The 13,962-nt window shown below is 42.3% G+C and carries 19 protein-coding genes and 1 other RNA gene; 5 read left to right on the top strand and 15 right to left on the bottom strand.

Annotated features, from left to right (window positions below; translation table 11 throughout):
* Positions 1–21: 21 nt before the first annotated feature.
* Both DIC78_RS20390 and DIC78_RS20385 read right to left on the bottom strand, forming a co-directional pair.
* Positions 22–1,947 (bottom strand): ATP-dependent DNA helicase, encoded by a 1,926-nt coding sequence (locus DIC78_RS20390; RefSeq protein WP_127696830.1) that lies wholly within the window; start codon positions 1,945–1,947, stop codon positions 22–24.
* Positions 1,948–2,049: 102 nt separating this feature from the next.
* Complete coding sequence (locus DIC78_RS20385; RefSeq protein WP_103671822.1) at positions 2,050–2,244, bottom strand: hypothetical protein; 195 nt, start codon at positions 2,242–2,244, stop codon at positions 2,050–2,052.
* Positions 2,245–2,405: 161 nt separating this feature from the next.
* Here DIC78_RS20385 and DIC78_RS20380 point away from each other — a divergent pair, with 161 nt between their 5' ends.
* On the top strand, positions 2,406–2,558 hold the full coding sequence (locus DIC78_RS20380; protein ID WP_003153548.1) for a YpzG family protein: 153 nt from the start codon (positions 2,406–2,408) through the stop codon (positions 2,556–2,558).
* A 52-nt stretch (positions 2,559–2,610) separates the two neighbouring features.
* Here the strand turns inward: DIC78_RS20380 and DIC78_RS20375 are convergent, their stop codons facing one another.
* The 9 genes from DIC78_RS20375 to DIC78_RS20335 all read right to left on the bottom strand — a co-directional run bounded on the left by DIC78_RS20375 (position 2,611) and on the right by DIC78_RS20335 (position 9,984).
* Complete coding sequence (locus tag DIC78_RS20375; RefSeq protein ID WP_127696829.1) at positions 2,611–3,768, bottom strand: THUMP domain-containing class I SAM-dependent RNA methyltransferase; 1,158 nt, start codon at positions 3,766–3,768, stop codon at positions 2,611–2,613.
* 98 nt (positions 3,769–3,866) lie between these two features.
* Positions 3,867–4,248, bottom strand: an RNA gene (rnpB, locus tag DIC78_RS20370) — RNase P RNA component class B.
* Between the two features lie 66 nt (positions 4,249–4,314).
* The gene (gene gpsB, locus DIC78_RS20365; protein ID WP_010334692.1) at positions 4,315–4,611 is read right to left on the bottom strand and encodes a cell division regulator GpsB; all 297 of its coding nucleotides are present in this window, start codon (positions 4,609–4,611) and stop codon (positions 4,315–4,317) included.
* 78 nt (positions 4,612–4,689) lie between these two features.
* The gene (locus tag DIC78_RS20360; protein WP_024121823.1) at positions 4,690–5,235 is read right to left on the bottom strand and encodes an SLOG family protein; all 546 of its coding nucleotides are present in this window, start codon (positions 5,233–5,235) and stop codon (positions 4,690–4,692) included.
* A gap of 89 nt (positions 5,236–5,324) precedes the next feature.
* Positions 5,325–5,552 carry a spore coat protein CotD gene (gene cotD, locus DIC78_RS20355; protein ID WP_081638329.1) on the bottom strand — a complete coding sequence of 76 codons (228 nt, stop codon included), beginning with the start codon at positions 5,550–5,552 and terminating at the stop codon, positions 5,325–5,327.
* An 84-nt stretch (positions 5,553–5,636) separates the two neighbouring features.
* Positions 5,637–5,765 carry a hypothetical protein gene (locus DIC78_RS20350; protein WP_003230707.1) on the bottom strand — a complete coding sequence of 43 codons (129 nt, stop codon included), beginning with the start codon at positions 5,763–5,765 and terminating at the stop codon, positions 5,637–5,639.
* Positions 5,766–5,865: 100 nt separating this feature from the next.
* Positions 5,866–7,107, bottom strand: a complete 1,242-nt coding sequence (locus DIC78_RS20345; RefSeq protein ID WP_106020008.1) for a ribonuclease H-like domain-containing protein — start codon at positions 7,105–7,107, stop codon at positions 5,866–5,868.
* Positions 7,108–7,123: 16 nt separating this feature from the next.
* Complete coding sequence (gene mrfA, locus DIC78_RS20340; protein ID WP_127696828.1) at positions 7,124–9,373, bottom strand: ATP-dependent helicase MrfA; 2,250 nt, start codon at positions 9,371–9,373, stop codon at positions 7,124–7,126.
* A 104-nt stretch (positions 9,374–9,477) separates the two neighbouring features.
* Positions 9,478–9,984: a PTS sugar transporter subunit IIA gene (locus DIC78_RS20335; protein ID WP_106020332.1), complete on the bottom strand. Its 507-nt coding sequence runs from the start codon at positions 9,982–9,984 to the stop codon at positions 9,478–9,480.
* A gap of 136 nt (positions 9,985–10,120) precedes the next feature.
* On the opposite strand from DIC78_RS20335, the gene DIC78_RS20330 reads away from it, so the two are divergent.
* A complete protein-coding gene (locus DIC78_RS20330) occupies positions 10,121–10,540 on the top strand; it encodes an Hsp20/alpha crystallin family protein (RefSeq protein WP_106020010.1) in 420 nt (139 codons plus the stop codon).
* A 21-nt stretch (positions 10,541–10,561) separates the two neighbouring features.
* On the opposite strand, the gene DIC78_RS20325 is transcribed toward DIC78_RS20330, so the two are convergent.
* The gene (locus tag DIC78_RS20325) at positions 10,562–10,936 is read right to left on the bottom strand and encodes a YppG family protein (RefSeq protein ID WP_024121828.1); all 375 of its coding nucleotides are present in this window, start codon (positions 10,934–10,936) and stop codon (positions 10,562–10,564) included.
* Positions 10,937–11,123: 187 nt separating this feature from the next.
* Here DIC78_RS20325 and DIC78_RS20320 point away from each other — a divergent pair, with 187 nt between their 5' ends.
* The gene (locus tag DIC78_RS20320; RefSeq protein WP_106020011.1) at positions 11,124–11,312 is read left to right on the top strand and encodes a YppF family protein; all 189 of its coding nucleotides are present in this window, start codon (positions 11,124–11,126) and stop codon (positions 11,310–11,312) included.
* Positions 11,313–11,346: 34 nt separating this feature from the next.
* Here DIC78_RS20320 and DIC78_RS20315 read toward each other — a convergent pair whose 3' ends face one another.
* Together DIC78_RS20315 and DIC78_RS20310 are read right to left on the bottom strand one after the other, a co-directional pair.
* Positions 11,347–11,718: a YppE family protein gene (locus DIC78_RS20315; RefSeq protein WP_024121830.1), complete on the bottom strand. Its 372-nt coding sequence runs from the start codon at positions 11,716–11,718 to the stop codon at positions 11,347–11,349.
* Positions 11,719–11,763: 45 nt separating this feature from the next.
* Positions 11,764–12,009: a DUF5446 family protein gene (locus DIC78_RS20310; protein ID WP_095713163.1), complete on the bottom strand. Its 246-nt coding sequence runs from the start codon at positions 12,007–12,009 to the stop codon at positions 11,764–11,766.
* A 197-nt stretch (positions 12,010–12,206) separates the two neighbouring features.
* Between DIC78_RS20310 and sspM the strand changes: the two genes are divergently transcribed.
* Positions 12,207–12,311, top strand: a complete 105-nt coding sequence (gene sspM, locus DIC78_RS20305; RefSeq protein ID WP_010334703.1) for an acid-soluble spore protein SspM — start codon at positions 12,207–12,209, stop codon at positions 12,309–12,311.
* Between the two features lie 25 nt (positions 12,312–12,336).
* Here the strand turns inward: sspM and DIC78_RS20300 are convergent, their stop codons facing one another.
* Positions 12,337–13,299 carry a DUF2515 domain-containing protein gene (locus tag DIC78_RS20300; RefSeq protein WP_106020012.1) on the bottom strand — a complete coding sequence of 321 codons (963 nt, stop codon included), beginning with the start codon at positions 13,297–13,299 and terminating at the stop codon, positions 12,337–12,339.
* Between the two features lie 40 nt (positions 13,300–13,339).
* Here DIC78_RS20300 and recU point away from each other — a divergent pair, with 40 nt between their 5' ends.
* Positions 13,340–13,960 (top strand): Holliday junction resolvase RecU, encoded by a 621-nt coding sequence (gene recU / locus DIC78_RS20295; protein WP_024121833.1) that lies wholly within the window; start codon positions 13,340–13,342, stop codon positions 13,958–13,960.
* The last annotated feature ends 2 nt before the right edge of the window (positions 13,961–13,962 follow it).

The following is a 13,962-nucleotide window of genomic DNA, read 5'->3' as shown; positions in this document are numbered from 1 at the left end:
GGATCATCAGCTTTTTCGTGATTACATCATATGCGGTTCAACAGGTAAGACCTTTTTCACTTCATCAATGATGCGTTCATTTTCTCCGCCCGCATAAATATGAATCGAGCCGCTGTCTTGATTTGAGCGAATCAGACGGCCAATCCCCTGCCGCACTCGCAACAGCATATACGGAAGGTCAACCTCTTCAAACGGGTCTTTTCTCGCACTGTTGCGTTTTGCCGTAAATACAGGGTCATGAGGCGGAAACGGCAATGACCAGATCGTGACATTCTTCAATGCGTCACCAGGAATATCAAGCCCTTCCCATAGGTGAACTGAACATAAAACCGTTTCCTCTTCCCCTTGGAATTTTTCTACTAAGCTGCTGATTTCCTCGTCGCCTTCAAAGTAAATTGGATACGGCAGCTCCCAAGCAGCTGCGAGCTCCTTAAACTCGTTTAATTCCTCAAAAGACGGGAAGAGCACCAGCGTTCTGCCTTTATAGTGCTTAATTGTCTCTATTGTTTGAGCTGTTTTTTGTTCTGCGCTCATTTCTGTTTTCCCATAAAGGGTAACGGTCATTTGTTCGTCATAATCATAAGGAGAATCAACCGTTAACGATAAGTAATCGTGAATCCCCAGACTGTCCGCAATATAGTCAAACGAACCGCCTTCTGACAGCGTTGCAGAAGAAAAGATATACGGAATTTTCTTTGAAAACACTTTCTCGCCAAGCACTTCTGCTACTGTTCTCGGCATCACGACAAAAGTGGATTCCGCTTCCTTTTGCTCCAGCCAGCTGATCGCATCCTTTTGATATAAAGATAGTGAATACGCCATTTGCTCAACATATTCCTCTACGACTGACAGCTCGTATTGATCAATGGTGTACATTTCTGACTCAAATACGAGTGCTTCACCAATTTTTTCAAGCAAACGGCACAGCTCGTCCGCCGCCTTTTTGACACGCTGATCATTCTTTATTTCCAAACGGTGCGACCCGGCAACTTCTCTTGATTCTTCAGAAAGAACATAGAAAAATTCGTCGTTTGCAGCAAGTGCGTCTTCTATCAATTCAGCAAATTCTTCTCTAATGTCATTTTGAAGCAAACGTTCTAAAAATAATTCAAGAGTTGATTGCTTGACTCTGTAGGTTAATGCTTTTTGCGCAGCAAACTCTAACAGATGCCCTTCATCAAATACAACCGCACTATGATCAGGCAAGAGCGGCAGCTGTCCCTCCCGTTTGCGCGATTCTTCCGTCCATACATGTTCCATATAGAAATCATGAGAACAAATGATCAAGTCTGTTGACTTGCGATAATAATCTCTTGATAGCGTCAAGCCGCATCTATGTCTCATATCACATGTCAGGCAATCTTGAAACGAGTCGTAGCTTACTTGCGACCATTCTTCATTCGAAAGGTTAGCGTACTGCTTTCGGTCACCATATGGATAAAACCGCTGCATGGCCTGTGACTCATGGACAAATGACGGTAAAGCTTCATAAAGATCAAGCCACTTTTCATCATCAGATCGCTGCATTGTTTTTTCAAGCTTTTTCAAGCATAGATACTGCTCATGTGATTTCGATAGCCTTGTGTCAATCTTAAGATCCAAATGTTCAGCCAGTTTCGAAATGTCTCCCTCTTTTTTCACAAGCTGTTCGATTAACGTTTCATCAGCACAAGCGATAATGGCGGGTTTTCCGACATATCTTGCATAGCTGATCGCAAAAAGAAGGTAAACAAGTGTTTTCCCCGTTCCTACTCCGGCTTCGGCAAACATGACTTTTTTCTCTTTAAACGCCCGTTCCAGCTGAAAAGCCATGAACACTTGCTCATCTCGAAGATCAAACCCTTTTTCGGGAAGAATATCGTAAAACACGTCACCAATCCAATTGTTCAATTCTTCATAAAAATTCTTTGTTTTTGTTAAAGAAAAAGGCAAACGTGATGTTGTCACCCAGTTCCAACCCCCAACTATTCGGCATTCAGACCATCAATACTATCATTTCCCGCCGCTGAATACAATAAAAAAACTTGGCAGTGCCAAGCTTTTTGTGACTTACTTTCGGTTGATCACATGCGAGGATAAAAAAGGATGGTCTGTTGATTGAATATGTTCCACCGCTTTTTCTAAATTATTTTGCGCATGTGAAATCACAGACGGAGACGCATCATCAGCTCTGAGCTCCTTCAGCTCGTTTGCGGTTGCGTCAAGCGCCCTTTGAATGAGATTAAAATGTTCGCTGTTCAGCATGAGATCACCTCTAATTGAAATAATCATCATTGTATGCGAACTTTTCATTTTATATACATGCTTTCCGCATGTTATCACTGAAATGTGCACAAACTACATCCGATACTCCGTCATGGACTATCCGTCTTATCAACAATATTCTATCAGGGAGTGATGTTGACATGAGTTATAAAGACCGATTAGATCAGCATTCTGAACTGTTTCATCACAATTGGACGCGGCCTAAACGTTCTAAGTCTCAAGTAAACGGTCACACCGAAATGTCCCAAACCAACATTATATTAAGAAGTAACGCGAAAGCGCACCGTTGGTAACGATAGAATATGGCTGAAAGATGAAAGAAGACGCATCCAGAGCGTCTTCTTTTTATGCGTGTTCCGTTTTATTACGCTGAGGTCTTACTTTAGACCAGTACTGATAGTAATCCGTTTTAATAAATCCATTAAAGAGCTTTCGTTTTTTCGTTGCTTTTCTTCCATATGCTTCCTCAAAATTTTCATTTGAAGTCAGCATATACACAGACCACGTATCAAGCGGTTCGAACGCCTGTCCCATTTCTTTGTACATCTGCTCAACGGCTTTTTTCTCGCCGAGACGTTCTCCGTACGGCGGGTTTCCGACAATCACGCCAAACTCATGTTTTGTAGTGAAGTCCTTTACCTGCATTTGTTTAAATTCGATTAATTCGCTCAGTCCCGCTTCCTCTGCATTTTCTTTTGCGATTTGCACCATGCGGTGATCTACGTCACTGGCGAAAATCGTAAGCGGCTGATCATAGTTTGCCTTTTCTTCGACCTCAAGCCGCGCTTTGTCCCACAGATCTTTACCGATCCACTCCCAATCCTCTGAGACAAAATCGCGGTTAAATCCCGGGGCGATATTTTGGCCGATTAATGCGGCTTCAATCGCGATCGTTCCGGAACCGCAAAAAGGATCGACAAATGGACGATCTGGAGTCCAATTTGTTAATTGCACTAAAGCGGCAGCAAGCGTTTCTTTAATGGGCGCGCCTCCCTGATCCACGCGGTATCCCCGTTTGTGGAGGCCTGTCCCTGACGTATCAAGTGTAATAACCGCCTGATCTTTCAATAAAGAAATTTCCACCTTATATTCGGCGCCTGTTTCTTCGATCCAGTCACTGGCTTTGCCGGACTGCAGCTTCAGCTTTTCAACAATCGCTTTTTTGACGATCCGCTGACAGTCGGGAACGCTTGCAAGTGTTGATTTAACGGATTTACCGATGACAGGGAATTTCCCGTTCTCCGGTATAAATGAACGCCAGTTAACCGCTTTCGTTTTTTCAAACAGCTCATCAAATGTTTTTGCTTTAAATGTAGCAACTTGAACTTTTACACGGTCCGCCGTTCTCAGCCAAAGATTCGCACGGCAAATCGCAAGCGCATCCCCTTCGAAGATAACTTTTCCGTTATCAACCTTGCATTCATACCCTAAGTCACGAACTTCTTTTGCAACTACAGCTTCAATGCCCATCGGCGCTGTTGCAATTAGTGTATACTTCTTCATCGTATCACCCTGTCTTTTAAAACTTTTCTCTCATCAAGATAAAAGCTCTCCTTATACGGGAGAGCTTGATTTCATCATTTAATTTAAGTGGTCTAACGTTCTGTAAGCCATGTTTTGTTCCATCGTACTGCAATCGGCTCATCACCTCGTACTCAGGCGGCAATCATCTATCTACAGAAAGCATTCTGTCCTTCTCTCCGTTGAATTCCGTCAAGAAGGTTCCCCTACCAAAATTTGGGTTTCTCGCTCGAGGGGTTTACCGCGTTCCACTCTCACCATTTCTAGTGAGACTTCGTCACTGTGGCACTTTCAAGGATACTCAGCCATATCCAAAGGACGTAGGCTTTTTTCCTGCCGTCAGCCTATCAAGGCTGCCCTAGCTTATGACTTCGCTAGGCACGAACACTACGGGCATCTCAGCACCGTGCGAGCATGGACTTTCCTCTACAGATTCAAGATCTGCAGCGATTACCCGAACGTTAAGAACATGAATTATTATATAACAACTGATTGTCATTTACAAGCGCCATTTTTTACAAGCGCAGATCAATCATAAAGCTTGCTGCCAAAAACATGCTTTTCTAAGTTAGACAGCCGTTTTAAGATATCAAAGTTCGTTGTGTTTGATTGCACTGGCTGTTTTTTGCTGGCTTCTTCAAGCTGTTTTTTCAGCTGCAAATTTTCCTGCTGCAGTTCTTCAATTTCTTGATGGAAGGTTTCATAATCCTTAATGATCATATCTAAAAATTTGTCAACGTCTTCTTGTTTGTAACCTCTAACGCCTGTTTTAAATTCTTTTTCCAAAATGTCTTTCGCAGAAAGCTTTACTTTATCAGCAAGCATCTTTTTCACCTCGTATCGTGAATCATCATCTTATATTTTTTCAGAAATCTGTACGATTGTCAAATTTCTCTTTCTTTGTTATGAGAAGCTGTCTTCCTCTACTGTCACTCTCAGATCATCCATTGTGATAAAGTAGATCGGATAGCCATCCTGTTCGCGTCTTTTTTCCGCTGTCTCAAGCATATACTTTGGGGAACCTGCCATTTCAGAGTCATATAAAAGCATAAGCGCGTCAGACTTATCAATGAAGAACTGATTTTTTTGTTTGAACTGAAGCGGGCTTTCATACGGACGATGAGTCAGGCTTTCCTCATAGTCCGCCTGGGCCAGAACAGCTTCATACAGTTCCTTATTCGGCTCTTTCCAGTTCTTTTCCTGCTCGTAAAATGGTGTGATGACAGCAACCTTTAAGTCAGGGTATTCTTCTTGCAAATCATATGCAACTTCGGCCGACCAGAGTTCCGTTCCAAGCTGCCCTGAAATTAAAATCCATTCTAATCCTTCATCCAAAAAAGCAATCAGCCGGTTCTTAATGGCTTTTTTTATGTAATACAGCGCCTTGTCATCCTGTTTAAATATCCCGAGTTCAAACGGTTTATATCCTGTTATTGCTAATACTTTCATCTTTTCACCTGCTTTAAAAAATGGGGCTCCCATTGGGCCCCATTTGATGTGCTGCGTTGGTTTACACCATCAAGCTGCACGTTTCCATACTAGTAATCGCAACAAGGTCTTCCTGCTTGAAAATGCTGATGCGTAGCCGGATCAACATTTGAGAAAGTGTGTGGAAAGTAGTGAACGTGCTGGAAATGCTGGTGATTTACGTTTGTTGTGTGCTGTGGGTGAATGTGCGGCACGATTGTTTTTGAAAACGTATGGTGTTCACAGCAATGAGTAGGATGGACAATCGGCGCCATCATGTGCGGTCTGCAGTGATGCATGATTTAAATCCCCTTTCCATAAACTTTATTACAATACTAAGCTATGAAAAATAGAGGGTACATGTTCTGATGCAAAGACCTATTTTAAAAGTGTGCAATTAAGCTGTCTTTAAAGTTTGAAAATACGAAAGCAATCAAAAACACAACGACGAAGAACAAATAAAAAACACCCTTATACATACCAACTCTCCCTTTAAAAATAACTAACGTCATTTTACAGGATTCGCCGGTATTCTACAACAAAATCGATGTGAATCCAGCAAAAAAATTTCATGGCGAAAGAAGTCGTCTTTTGCGCTTTCCCGGGGAATATTTAAGAGGAATATTTCCTCTTCAGACGGGCAATTCTCACGTGCAGATTTTCCGTTTCTTTTTCTGATAAGGATGCCTCATCGGCAAGTAATTGTTCAGCTGTATGTAAAGCTTTCCCGAATTCCTTTTTCTTATGCTCAAAATATTTCGCAAGCTCTATCGCTGAAGTGTACCTGCATTTCTGGTGCTGAGAATGAGATAGTTTCTCCCAAAGCGGGACTGCATCTTCTAGGCGGTTTTGTTTTTTGTACAGCATTGATAAATCTAAAAGGGCTCTGTCTTTATTTTCAAATGACTTTTCTTTAAGTCTTTCAAGCTGATTGACTGCTTGGCCTGTTTCCTTATGGGCCATAAACCATTTCGCCATTGCGTAAGCTTCATTATGCTCTTTTGGCATATCAGAAGCGGAAAGAATTTTCTTTGACATATGAATGTACAGTGAAATTAACGACAGCACATCCATCTCGTTATGGTGCAGCACACCCTTTAAAAGATCCGGTTCCTGTGCCTTAATAAAATGAAAGTACAGCATCGGTGCCAAATAGCCCGGGGTGTCTTCTTTTCTGCGTACGCCGAGCTCTTCTTTTTCAACTGAGCCAAGCGACACGCGTTCCATTTTGTGCTTCCACAAACGCCTTGCTCCATGCAAGAGGTCAAAATGCCCGAATTCCGGGAGCTTCGGAACTCTGTCACGAATCAGTGTATGCCTTGTTTTTACCTGCGGCCAATCAAAAGCTTTTCCGTTGTAGGTAACAAGTGATGTAATATCAACCTCGCTTAAAAAGCTCTGATACAAGGCGACTTCATTCCCCGGTTTGGGCAGAAGATGCTGTTTGATTACCACTCGATCTTTATATACCCTTGCATGGCCGAGCAAAAAAATCGTATTGCCGGCTCCACCGCCAAGACCTGTTGTTTCTGTATCAAAGAAAAAGAGGCTGTTGTTTTCATATCCTTTTGCAGATAGTGTATGCGACAGGCTGCTTTTATTCCATAACGCGATGACTTCATCAAGCTCGGAAAAACAGTAATGTCCGTGCCGATGGGAGAGCGGATATTCTACTTCCCTGATCAGACAGTATTCATCCTCAAAGAAGAAAGGCTTCACGCCATAAGCCTCCCACTCTTTAAGAAACGGTATATCAGAGCGAATGTCTGAGGTCCCATTCTCTTCTATCTTGTGTTCTGCTTCCTCCAGCACCATATGCTTTTTCATACGCTGGAGTTTTCCTTTTAACGACATGCCTAACCTCCTTTCCTTATGACATTTGGTCCAACAGCTGTAAAATTCGTTCCTTGGCTTTTATTCCTTCTATTTCAGTACCTATACAAGACGGACAGCCATCATGACAAGGGCATTGTTTTATCAGCCGCTTAGCCGCTTCATTAATGTCAGCAAACCGTGTAAAGACTTCCTCTGCCAAGCCGATTCCGCCCGGATAATGGTCGTACAAAAATACCGTTGGCAAACCGGTATGGGCAGCTTTGATTTGCGAAACGACATGGACATCATTTCGGTCACACATAATATACACAGGGACAATATGCTGCAAAACATTCGATATGCCGAGAAGCAGCTGTTCGAGTGTCTTTTCTCCAATGTCTTCATCAATTGTTTTGATTTCAAGCCAAGCCGCACTCGTGTGGAGTTCTTCTTCCGGTAAATGGATAGGGCCTGATCCGATATTTTCAAAAGTAGTCATCTTAATCTTTTTAAAAATAGTTGGCAATGCATTTACCGTAACATCGCCGTAATGTAGGGATGTACGGCTCCTCTCTTTTGTTTTGTCAATTTCCAGCACCTTCAGCTGGACTGCCAGATTGGCATCCGTGTAATATTCCACATCAACTCTTCTGACATAAGCCTTTTTATGATCCCAATCAAGCTTTTCCACTTGGAATTGCACGCCTTCATGCAAATAAATCGCTTCATCATGAAGAAGCGTCATCGCACTAAACCGATCCATTTCACCGATGATTCTCACATTCGCAATATCCGTTTGATCGACAATGACCACATTTTCTTGTGAAGCCGAACGCAGACTGATATTGGAAGCAGGAAACGATTCGTTTGCCCAATGATAACGTTCCCCATTGCGGTGCAGGACACCTTCTTCCTGAAGGTACTCGAGAATATCACTGACGTCCAGCGGCCCAAACTCTTCATCGGCTTTAAAAGGAAGTTCATAAGAAGCGCATTTTAAGTGATCAACTAAAATAATTAGATTCTCCGGGTTGATTCTTGCCGATTCCGGCGAACGGTCAAAAAAGTATTCAGGATGGCGCACAATATATTGGTCAATCGGTGTTGAATTGGCGACCATGATAATCAAAGACTCACCGTGCCTTCTGCCGGCTCGTCCCGCCTGCTGCCATGCACTTGCCACACTTCCAGGATAACCCGTCATCACACACACTTGCAGCTGTCCGATATCAACACCAAGCTCTAAGGCATTCGTACTGACAACTCCTAAAATCTCGCCTTCTCTTAACCCTCTTTCGATTTCTCTCCGCTCTTTCGGAAGATAGCCTCCCCGATAGCCTCTGATTGACTTTGTCCCGATCTCTTTTTTCACAAGCTCTTGAATATGGCTTAAAATAATTTCCACCCGGACTCTGCTTCTGGCAAAAACAATGGTCTGCACTTTGTTCTTCAGGAACTCTTTCGCCAGCTCGTTTACTTCTACTGTTGCGCTTTTTCTGATGTTAAGCGGCTGATTAACAATTGGAGGATTATAAAATACAAAGTGCTTCCGTCCGCTTGGTGCACCGTTGTCATCGACCAGCCTCATTGAGTTTCCGGTCAGCTGCTCTCCCAATTCCTTTGGATTCGCGATCGTTGCCGAGGTACAAATAAAGATCGGGTCACTTCCATAAAACCGGCAGATCCGTTTCAGCCGGCGGATTACATTTGCCACATGGCTTCCGAATACACCGCGATACGTGTGCAGTTCGTCTATCACAATATATTTAAGATTTTCAAACAGACTCACCCATTTTGTATGATGCGGAAGAATTGCCGAGTGGAGCATATCAGGGTTTGTAATCACAATGTGCCCTGCTTTTCTGACTTTTTGTCTGATCGCTGGAGATGTATCTCCGTCATATGTAAAACTTTTAATATCAATGCCCATCTCATCAATGATTTCATTGAGTTCACTTTTTTGATCCTGGGCCAGCGCTTTAGTAGGAAATAAATATAACGCCCGGTTTGTATCGTCCTCAGCGATAGATTGCAGGACAGGCAGGTTGTAGCATAATGTTTTTCCGGATGCCGTAGGCGTTACAGTTACAATGCTTTCACCTTTTTGCACATATTGAAAAGCGGCATATTGGTGGGTATATAAGGCATCAATTCCTCTTTTGGAAAGGGCTGTTTTGAGTCTCTCATCTATACGTTCAGGCATCGGCCTTGTCCTTGCTTCACGAGGCTCAATTTCATGCCAGTTCACAACGTTTTCATTTCCTTTCAATTCAGAAATGAGTTCAGTCAGTGATTTCTTTTTCATTCTTTACACCTCTTTATCAAGTACAGTTTACCGAATATTTGTTTGCATGGCTAGGTGCAAATTTTATACAATCGGACAACAAAAAAGCAAGGCATCCGCCCTGCTTATTTCGCTCTTATTGTGAACAGCTTTGTTTCGCCTTTGTGTGCAGCCTTTTCGCCTGCAGGCTCTATTGTTTCCACAGCTTCCCCATTCATAATGACGATTGGGATGACTGTGCTGCTCGCTTTTTCTTTTATTAACTCCAAATCACACGTGATGAGCGGGTCGCCGACCTTTACTTTGTCACCTTCTTTAATATGAGCGGTAAATCCTTCTCCATTCATATTTACGGTTTCTAATCCGACGTGAATTAACAGCTCGATTCCCGAACGTGTCCGGATGCCCACGGCGTGTTTTGTATGAAACAGCTGAATCACTTCACCTTCAGCAGGTGAAACAATTTCACCATTAGAGGGTTCAACTGCAATTCCTTCGCCCATCATTTTTTGTGAAAAAACAGGATCCGGCACATCTGTCAGATCCATTACCGTCCCGTCTGCCGGAGAATAGATGACCTCTTCCGTAATTTTTTCCTCTGATTTTCCCATTCCGAATAATTTTTTCAGCAATGTGTTATCTCCCTTCCAATTCATCAACCGTTATCCCTTCATTCACCACCTATTTAACCACACTTTCAATTTCGCTTCAATTTATAACAACATCCGGCACAAACGCATAGTCTGATAAAAAAAGGGGGTGGCTCATTTGGAATGTAAAGATGACAAAAAGAATGAATTGTCTAAGAAAGAAGAGATCATCAATCAAGCAATGGACCATCTGTTTCAGTCTTCTGCATTAGGAAATCTTTTACATGGTTTTCAAAACTTGATCGACTCTAGTTTCAAAGATGTACAGACAACGATAGACGTCAGAGAAAGTGATGACGGGCTGTATGTCGATATCACAATTCCAGCAACGTTTCGAGATGGCGAGATTCTCATCGACATTAAGTCCCGGTACCTCCATGTAACGCTTCAGGAAAAACAGAAGGAGCAAAACGCCTCCACATTAACAAGCATGACTAGAACCGTACAGCTGCCTTATGAGGTACACAAGGAAGAAATGGTAACGTCATGGAGTGAGCAGACAATGACGCTTTTCTTCCCAACAAATAAGCATGAATGATTTGATTCATTCATGCTTCTGTTATTTGAAAAAGCTGGTAAATCCCTTTATTAATGAGCCGACTTGATTCATGGCACTCATGACTTGGCCTGTCGTATCCATCATTTTATTAAAGTCAAACTGCCCGTTCGCTTTTTTGAATTGTGACATAATACTTTGAACCTGTGAAGGCTGCTGCTGATTCGGTCTCGGAATAGGATAAGGATTAGGAAATACCGGCGGCTGCATAGGCATAGACTGAGGCGGAATATACGGCTGATAAAACTCCTGTTGTCCGTAATGCTGCGGAACGTACTGTTCAGAATGAACAGGCGCATTCTGCTGATAATATCCCTGCACTTGCTGAGGGTAATAATAACCCAATTGCCGAGGATCGTTTTGAGGTCTCCTTTTCATTGCGATTTCCCCCCTAGACTCAACAGTTTCTCTCCTATATATATATGAATCATTTCTTTTGTTTGTGTCTGATGCCATCAAGCGTGTTTGTCAAATTGTGTCGAAAGTTTAAATTTTTTAAAAACAGAAAAAAGTCGAATCATTATGATACCATATTTTCAATACAGATGAGAGGGGATGCACCATAATGAACGTATCATACTTAACCAAACGTTTTGCAGAAATGAAGAAATATGAAACAGACTGTGTGAATAAACTGATGGACTTTGCCAAGTTCCTCTATATTCAAGGACACCTCAACGCAACTGAATTTCGTAACAGTATGAAGGTTCTGGAAGCAAATGGAGCAGAAAGCCCGGCATATGAGCTGAATTAATGTCCGGCCCCCTATAATAAAAATGAAGACAGCCTTATTGGCTGTCTTCACTTGCAATTTCATCCCTCACTGTCTGCAATGTGTAAATGACTGATTCAGTGATGTCTTTGAATCGCTTTTTATGAATGTGATGAACATATGACTGAAGAATCAATTCCAGGAAATTATCTTTTGCGGTCTCTATTTGCTCAGCATGCACATATTTCGGGCGGCGAGCCTTTATAAATTCAAGCGTCCCTTCCGCCCAGTGAGCTGCCAGGGCATCATTCTCCTCCACAGCAGGCTTTATCGTCTCAAAAAAATCGTACGAATGGTTATTTTCTTTCCCTTCCTGATATCGTGCAGCACCTGTTTCAGCGGCTTCAATCATCTGCTCGGTAACTTTCAGCAATGTTTGTGGTTGCAACATCCTTCACCTCATAGCTTATCGTACCAAATTTTGCTCATAAATTCAGCCGATACGGTATACCTTGTCCACAGCATACCTCTCTTGAGGGGATCGGTACAGTTCGTTTATACATATATGAAGATCCATGATTTCTTCTTCCAGAACACTCAAACGTTCGTCCTCCGTTTCACGCATTTCAGCCTCGAATACATCTATAGAACGGCTAAGGCTCTGTTCAGCACAGTTTATTTCAGTTTCTATATCAGAAAGCATTCGGAGAATATCTGTCTTGCTTACGTAACCGGACATTTGTGTTCCTCCCTTTACTCTTCTCTCCCGGTTAAATTCTTTGCTCGCACGGCGCAATCCTTCCGCATGACAAAACTAGAAGCAAATCGCCAAACAAACAGGTATTCCACGAAAAGCTGAAGTTTTCGACAAAAAGACACGCAAAAATTGTATGATCCTCACGCTTAATGCACACGATACTTGTGAGGAGGTGCCGTATGAAATCTAGACCGAAAAAAGCCGGCCAGCAAAAAAAGACGGAATCAAAAGCAGTTGATTCTTTAGATAAAAAACTAGGCGGCCCGAACCGCCCTTCTACGTAAGAAGCAAGGAAATTCCTTGCTTCTTTTATTTCTTCAGCCAATGCTCCACCGCAAAGAGCGCATGCAGCTGACGTTTTTTATTTACATACCAGTCGGTCAATTCTATCTGCCGCGACAATGCCTCCCGTGCAAAGAGGCCTTTCTTTATCTTTCCATGAAACCAATCTGTTTTCTTTCCGTCTAATGAGTGAGTTAATTCAGGGTAGCATGTCCTTAGCATAGGAGATGTCCTTTTTGTGATTCCGATCATTTTTTCCATATCAAAACGGGAGCCTGTATGCGGCACTGTGTGCAAAAAGTCATAAAAAGAGGAAAACAGTTCCGGACTGAACAGCAATTGTGACAGCTGTTTTCCGAGCCTTATCCTTTCTTCGGTTTTAGAAAAACGCTTGGCCGAAATACCGTAAAGAATGCCGTCTGAAGAAGGAAAAATAACGGTGTTGAAATGAAACCAGTCACTTAAATAAAAAGGAATCGTGCCAAAAACGTTCTTTTTGAACGAAGGATTTTGTATAATAGGTGTTTGGATAGTGTTTTGTTCATTTATAATGAGAGCATACATGAGCCGCTCCGTGTTTCGTTCATGCCAAAAACGGGTCCACTCTTCTGTCATAAATTGTGATACGCCAAACAATTGCAGATAGTTGAACAGGGGCTTCCCGATTTTTACAGACCAGTGGTACAAAAGAAGCTGCGGATAGGCATCTGAAAAGATGAGCCAATTCGCTCTCTCGTAGGCCAAAAAGAACCACCTTTGCTGTGACTCACGCAGACCAAGCTGAAACAGACTGCCCTTTAAATCAGTCATTGACCAGCCGGCATTGCGTGAAACGAAGGAAGCTAAGAGTGACCATTTAATTTCTGGATGACGGTCATAGAATGCTTTGTAAGCATTCGTTCTTGAAATATTATCGGCGTTTTCGACTGCCGTCTGCCGTTCAATCCGGCGAAGAAGCTTTCTGATGGCCTGTTGTTCTTGCACGTTCATTCACTTCCGTCACTAATAGTTTAATAAGGAGGATGAGAAAGTGATTCGGTATCCTAACGGAAAAACGTTTCAGCCGAAACATCCGGTTTCATCCCAAAACAGTCATAAAAGAGCGCCATCTTACAGTAATCGCGGAATGACCCTCGAAGATGACTTAAACGAAACGAATAAGTATTATCTGACAAACCAAATTGCCGTGATACACAAAAAGCCGACACCTGTTCAAATTGTAAATGTCCATTATCCAAAAAGAAGCGCTGCAGTCATAAAAGAAGCCTATTTTAAACAATCATCGACAACAGATTATAACGGAATTTATAAAGGGCGGTACATTGACTTTGAGGCGAAAGAGACAAAAAACAAAACCTCTTTCCCCCTGCAGAATTTCCATGACCATCAAATTGAGCATATGAAGCAGGTAAAGGCTCAAGACGGTATTTGTTTTGTTATTATATCCGCTTTCGGTCAGGTTTATTTTTTAGAAGCCGATAAGCTGTTTTATTTCTGGGAAAGAAAAGAAAAAAACGGCAGAAAATCCATTCGAAAAGATGAGTTAGAGGAAGCAGCTTATCCGATTTCTCTTGGATACGCGCCAAGAATTGATTATATTAGTATTATTGAGCAGCTTTATTTTTCGCCATCATCTAGTGCGAAAGGTTGATT

This window comes from Bacillus halotolerans (assembly GCF_004006435.1).
Classification (GTDB): domain Bacteria; phylum Bacillota; class Bacilli; order Bacillales; family Bacillaceae; genus Bacillus; species Bacillus halotolerans.
Note: the sequence above shows the minus strand (reverse complement) of the source record. Positions and strands in the feature narration are given on the sequence as shown.

Bases quoted from the DNA above. Each gene is read 5' to 3' on its own strand.
- DIC78_RS20385 (WP_103671822.1), bottom strand. From the start codon at position 2,244: ATGCTGAACAGCGAACATTTTAATCTCATTCAAAGGGCGCTTGACGCA.
- DIC78_RS20380 (WP_003153548.1), top strand. From the start codon at position 2,406: ATGAGTTATAAAGACCGATTAGATCAGCATTCTGAACTGTTTCATCAC.
- DIC78_RS20375 (WP_127696829.1), bottom strand. From the start codon at position 3,768: ATGAAGAAGTATACACTAATTGCAACAGCGCCGATGGGCATTGAAGCT.
- gpsB (WP_010334692.1), bottom strand. From the start codon at position 4,611: ATGCTTGCTGATAAAGTAAAGCTTTCTGCGAAAGACATTTTGGAAAAA.
- DIC78_RS20360 (WP_024121823.1), bottom strand. From the start codon at position 5,235: ATGAAAGTATTAGCAATAACAGGATATAAACCGTTTGAACTCGGGATA.
- cotD (WP_081638329.1), bottom strand. From the start codon at position 5,552: ATGCATCACTGCAGACCGCACATGATGGCGCCGATTGTCCATCCTACT.
- DIC78_RS20350 (WP_003230707.1), bottom strand. From the start codon at position 5,765: ATGACGTTAGTTATTTTTAAAGGGAGAGTTGGTATGTATAAGGGTGTT.
- DIC78_RS20345 (WP_106020008.1), bottom strand. From the start codon at position 7,107: ATGTCGTTAAAAGGAAAACTCCAGCGTATGAAAAAGCATATGGTGCTG.
- mrfA (WP_127696828.1), bottom strand. From the start codon at position 9,373: ATGAAAAAGAAATCACTGACTGAACTCATTTCTGAATTGAAAGGAAAT.
- DIC78_RS20325 (WP_024121828.1), bottom strand. From the start codon at position 10,936: ATGAAAAGGAGACCTCAAAACGATCCTCGGCAATTGGGTTATTATTAC.
- DIC78_RS20320 (WP_106020011.1), top strand. From the start codon at position 11,124: ATGAACGTATCATACTTAACCAAACGTTTTGCAGAAATGAAGAAATAT.
- DIC78_RS20310 (WP_095713163.1), bottom strand. From the start codon at position 12,009: ATGTCCGGTTACGTAAGCAAGACAGATATTCTCCGAATGCTTTCTGAT.
- sspM (WP_010334703.1), top strand. From the start codon at position 12,207: ATGAAATCTAGACCGAAAAAAGCCGGCCAGCAAAAAAAGACGGAATCA.
- DIC78_RS20300 (WP_106020012.1), bottom strand. From the start codon at position 13,299: ATGAACGTGCAAGAACAACAGGCCATCAGAAAGCTTCTTCGCCGGATT.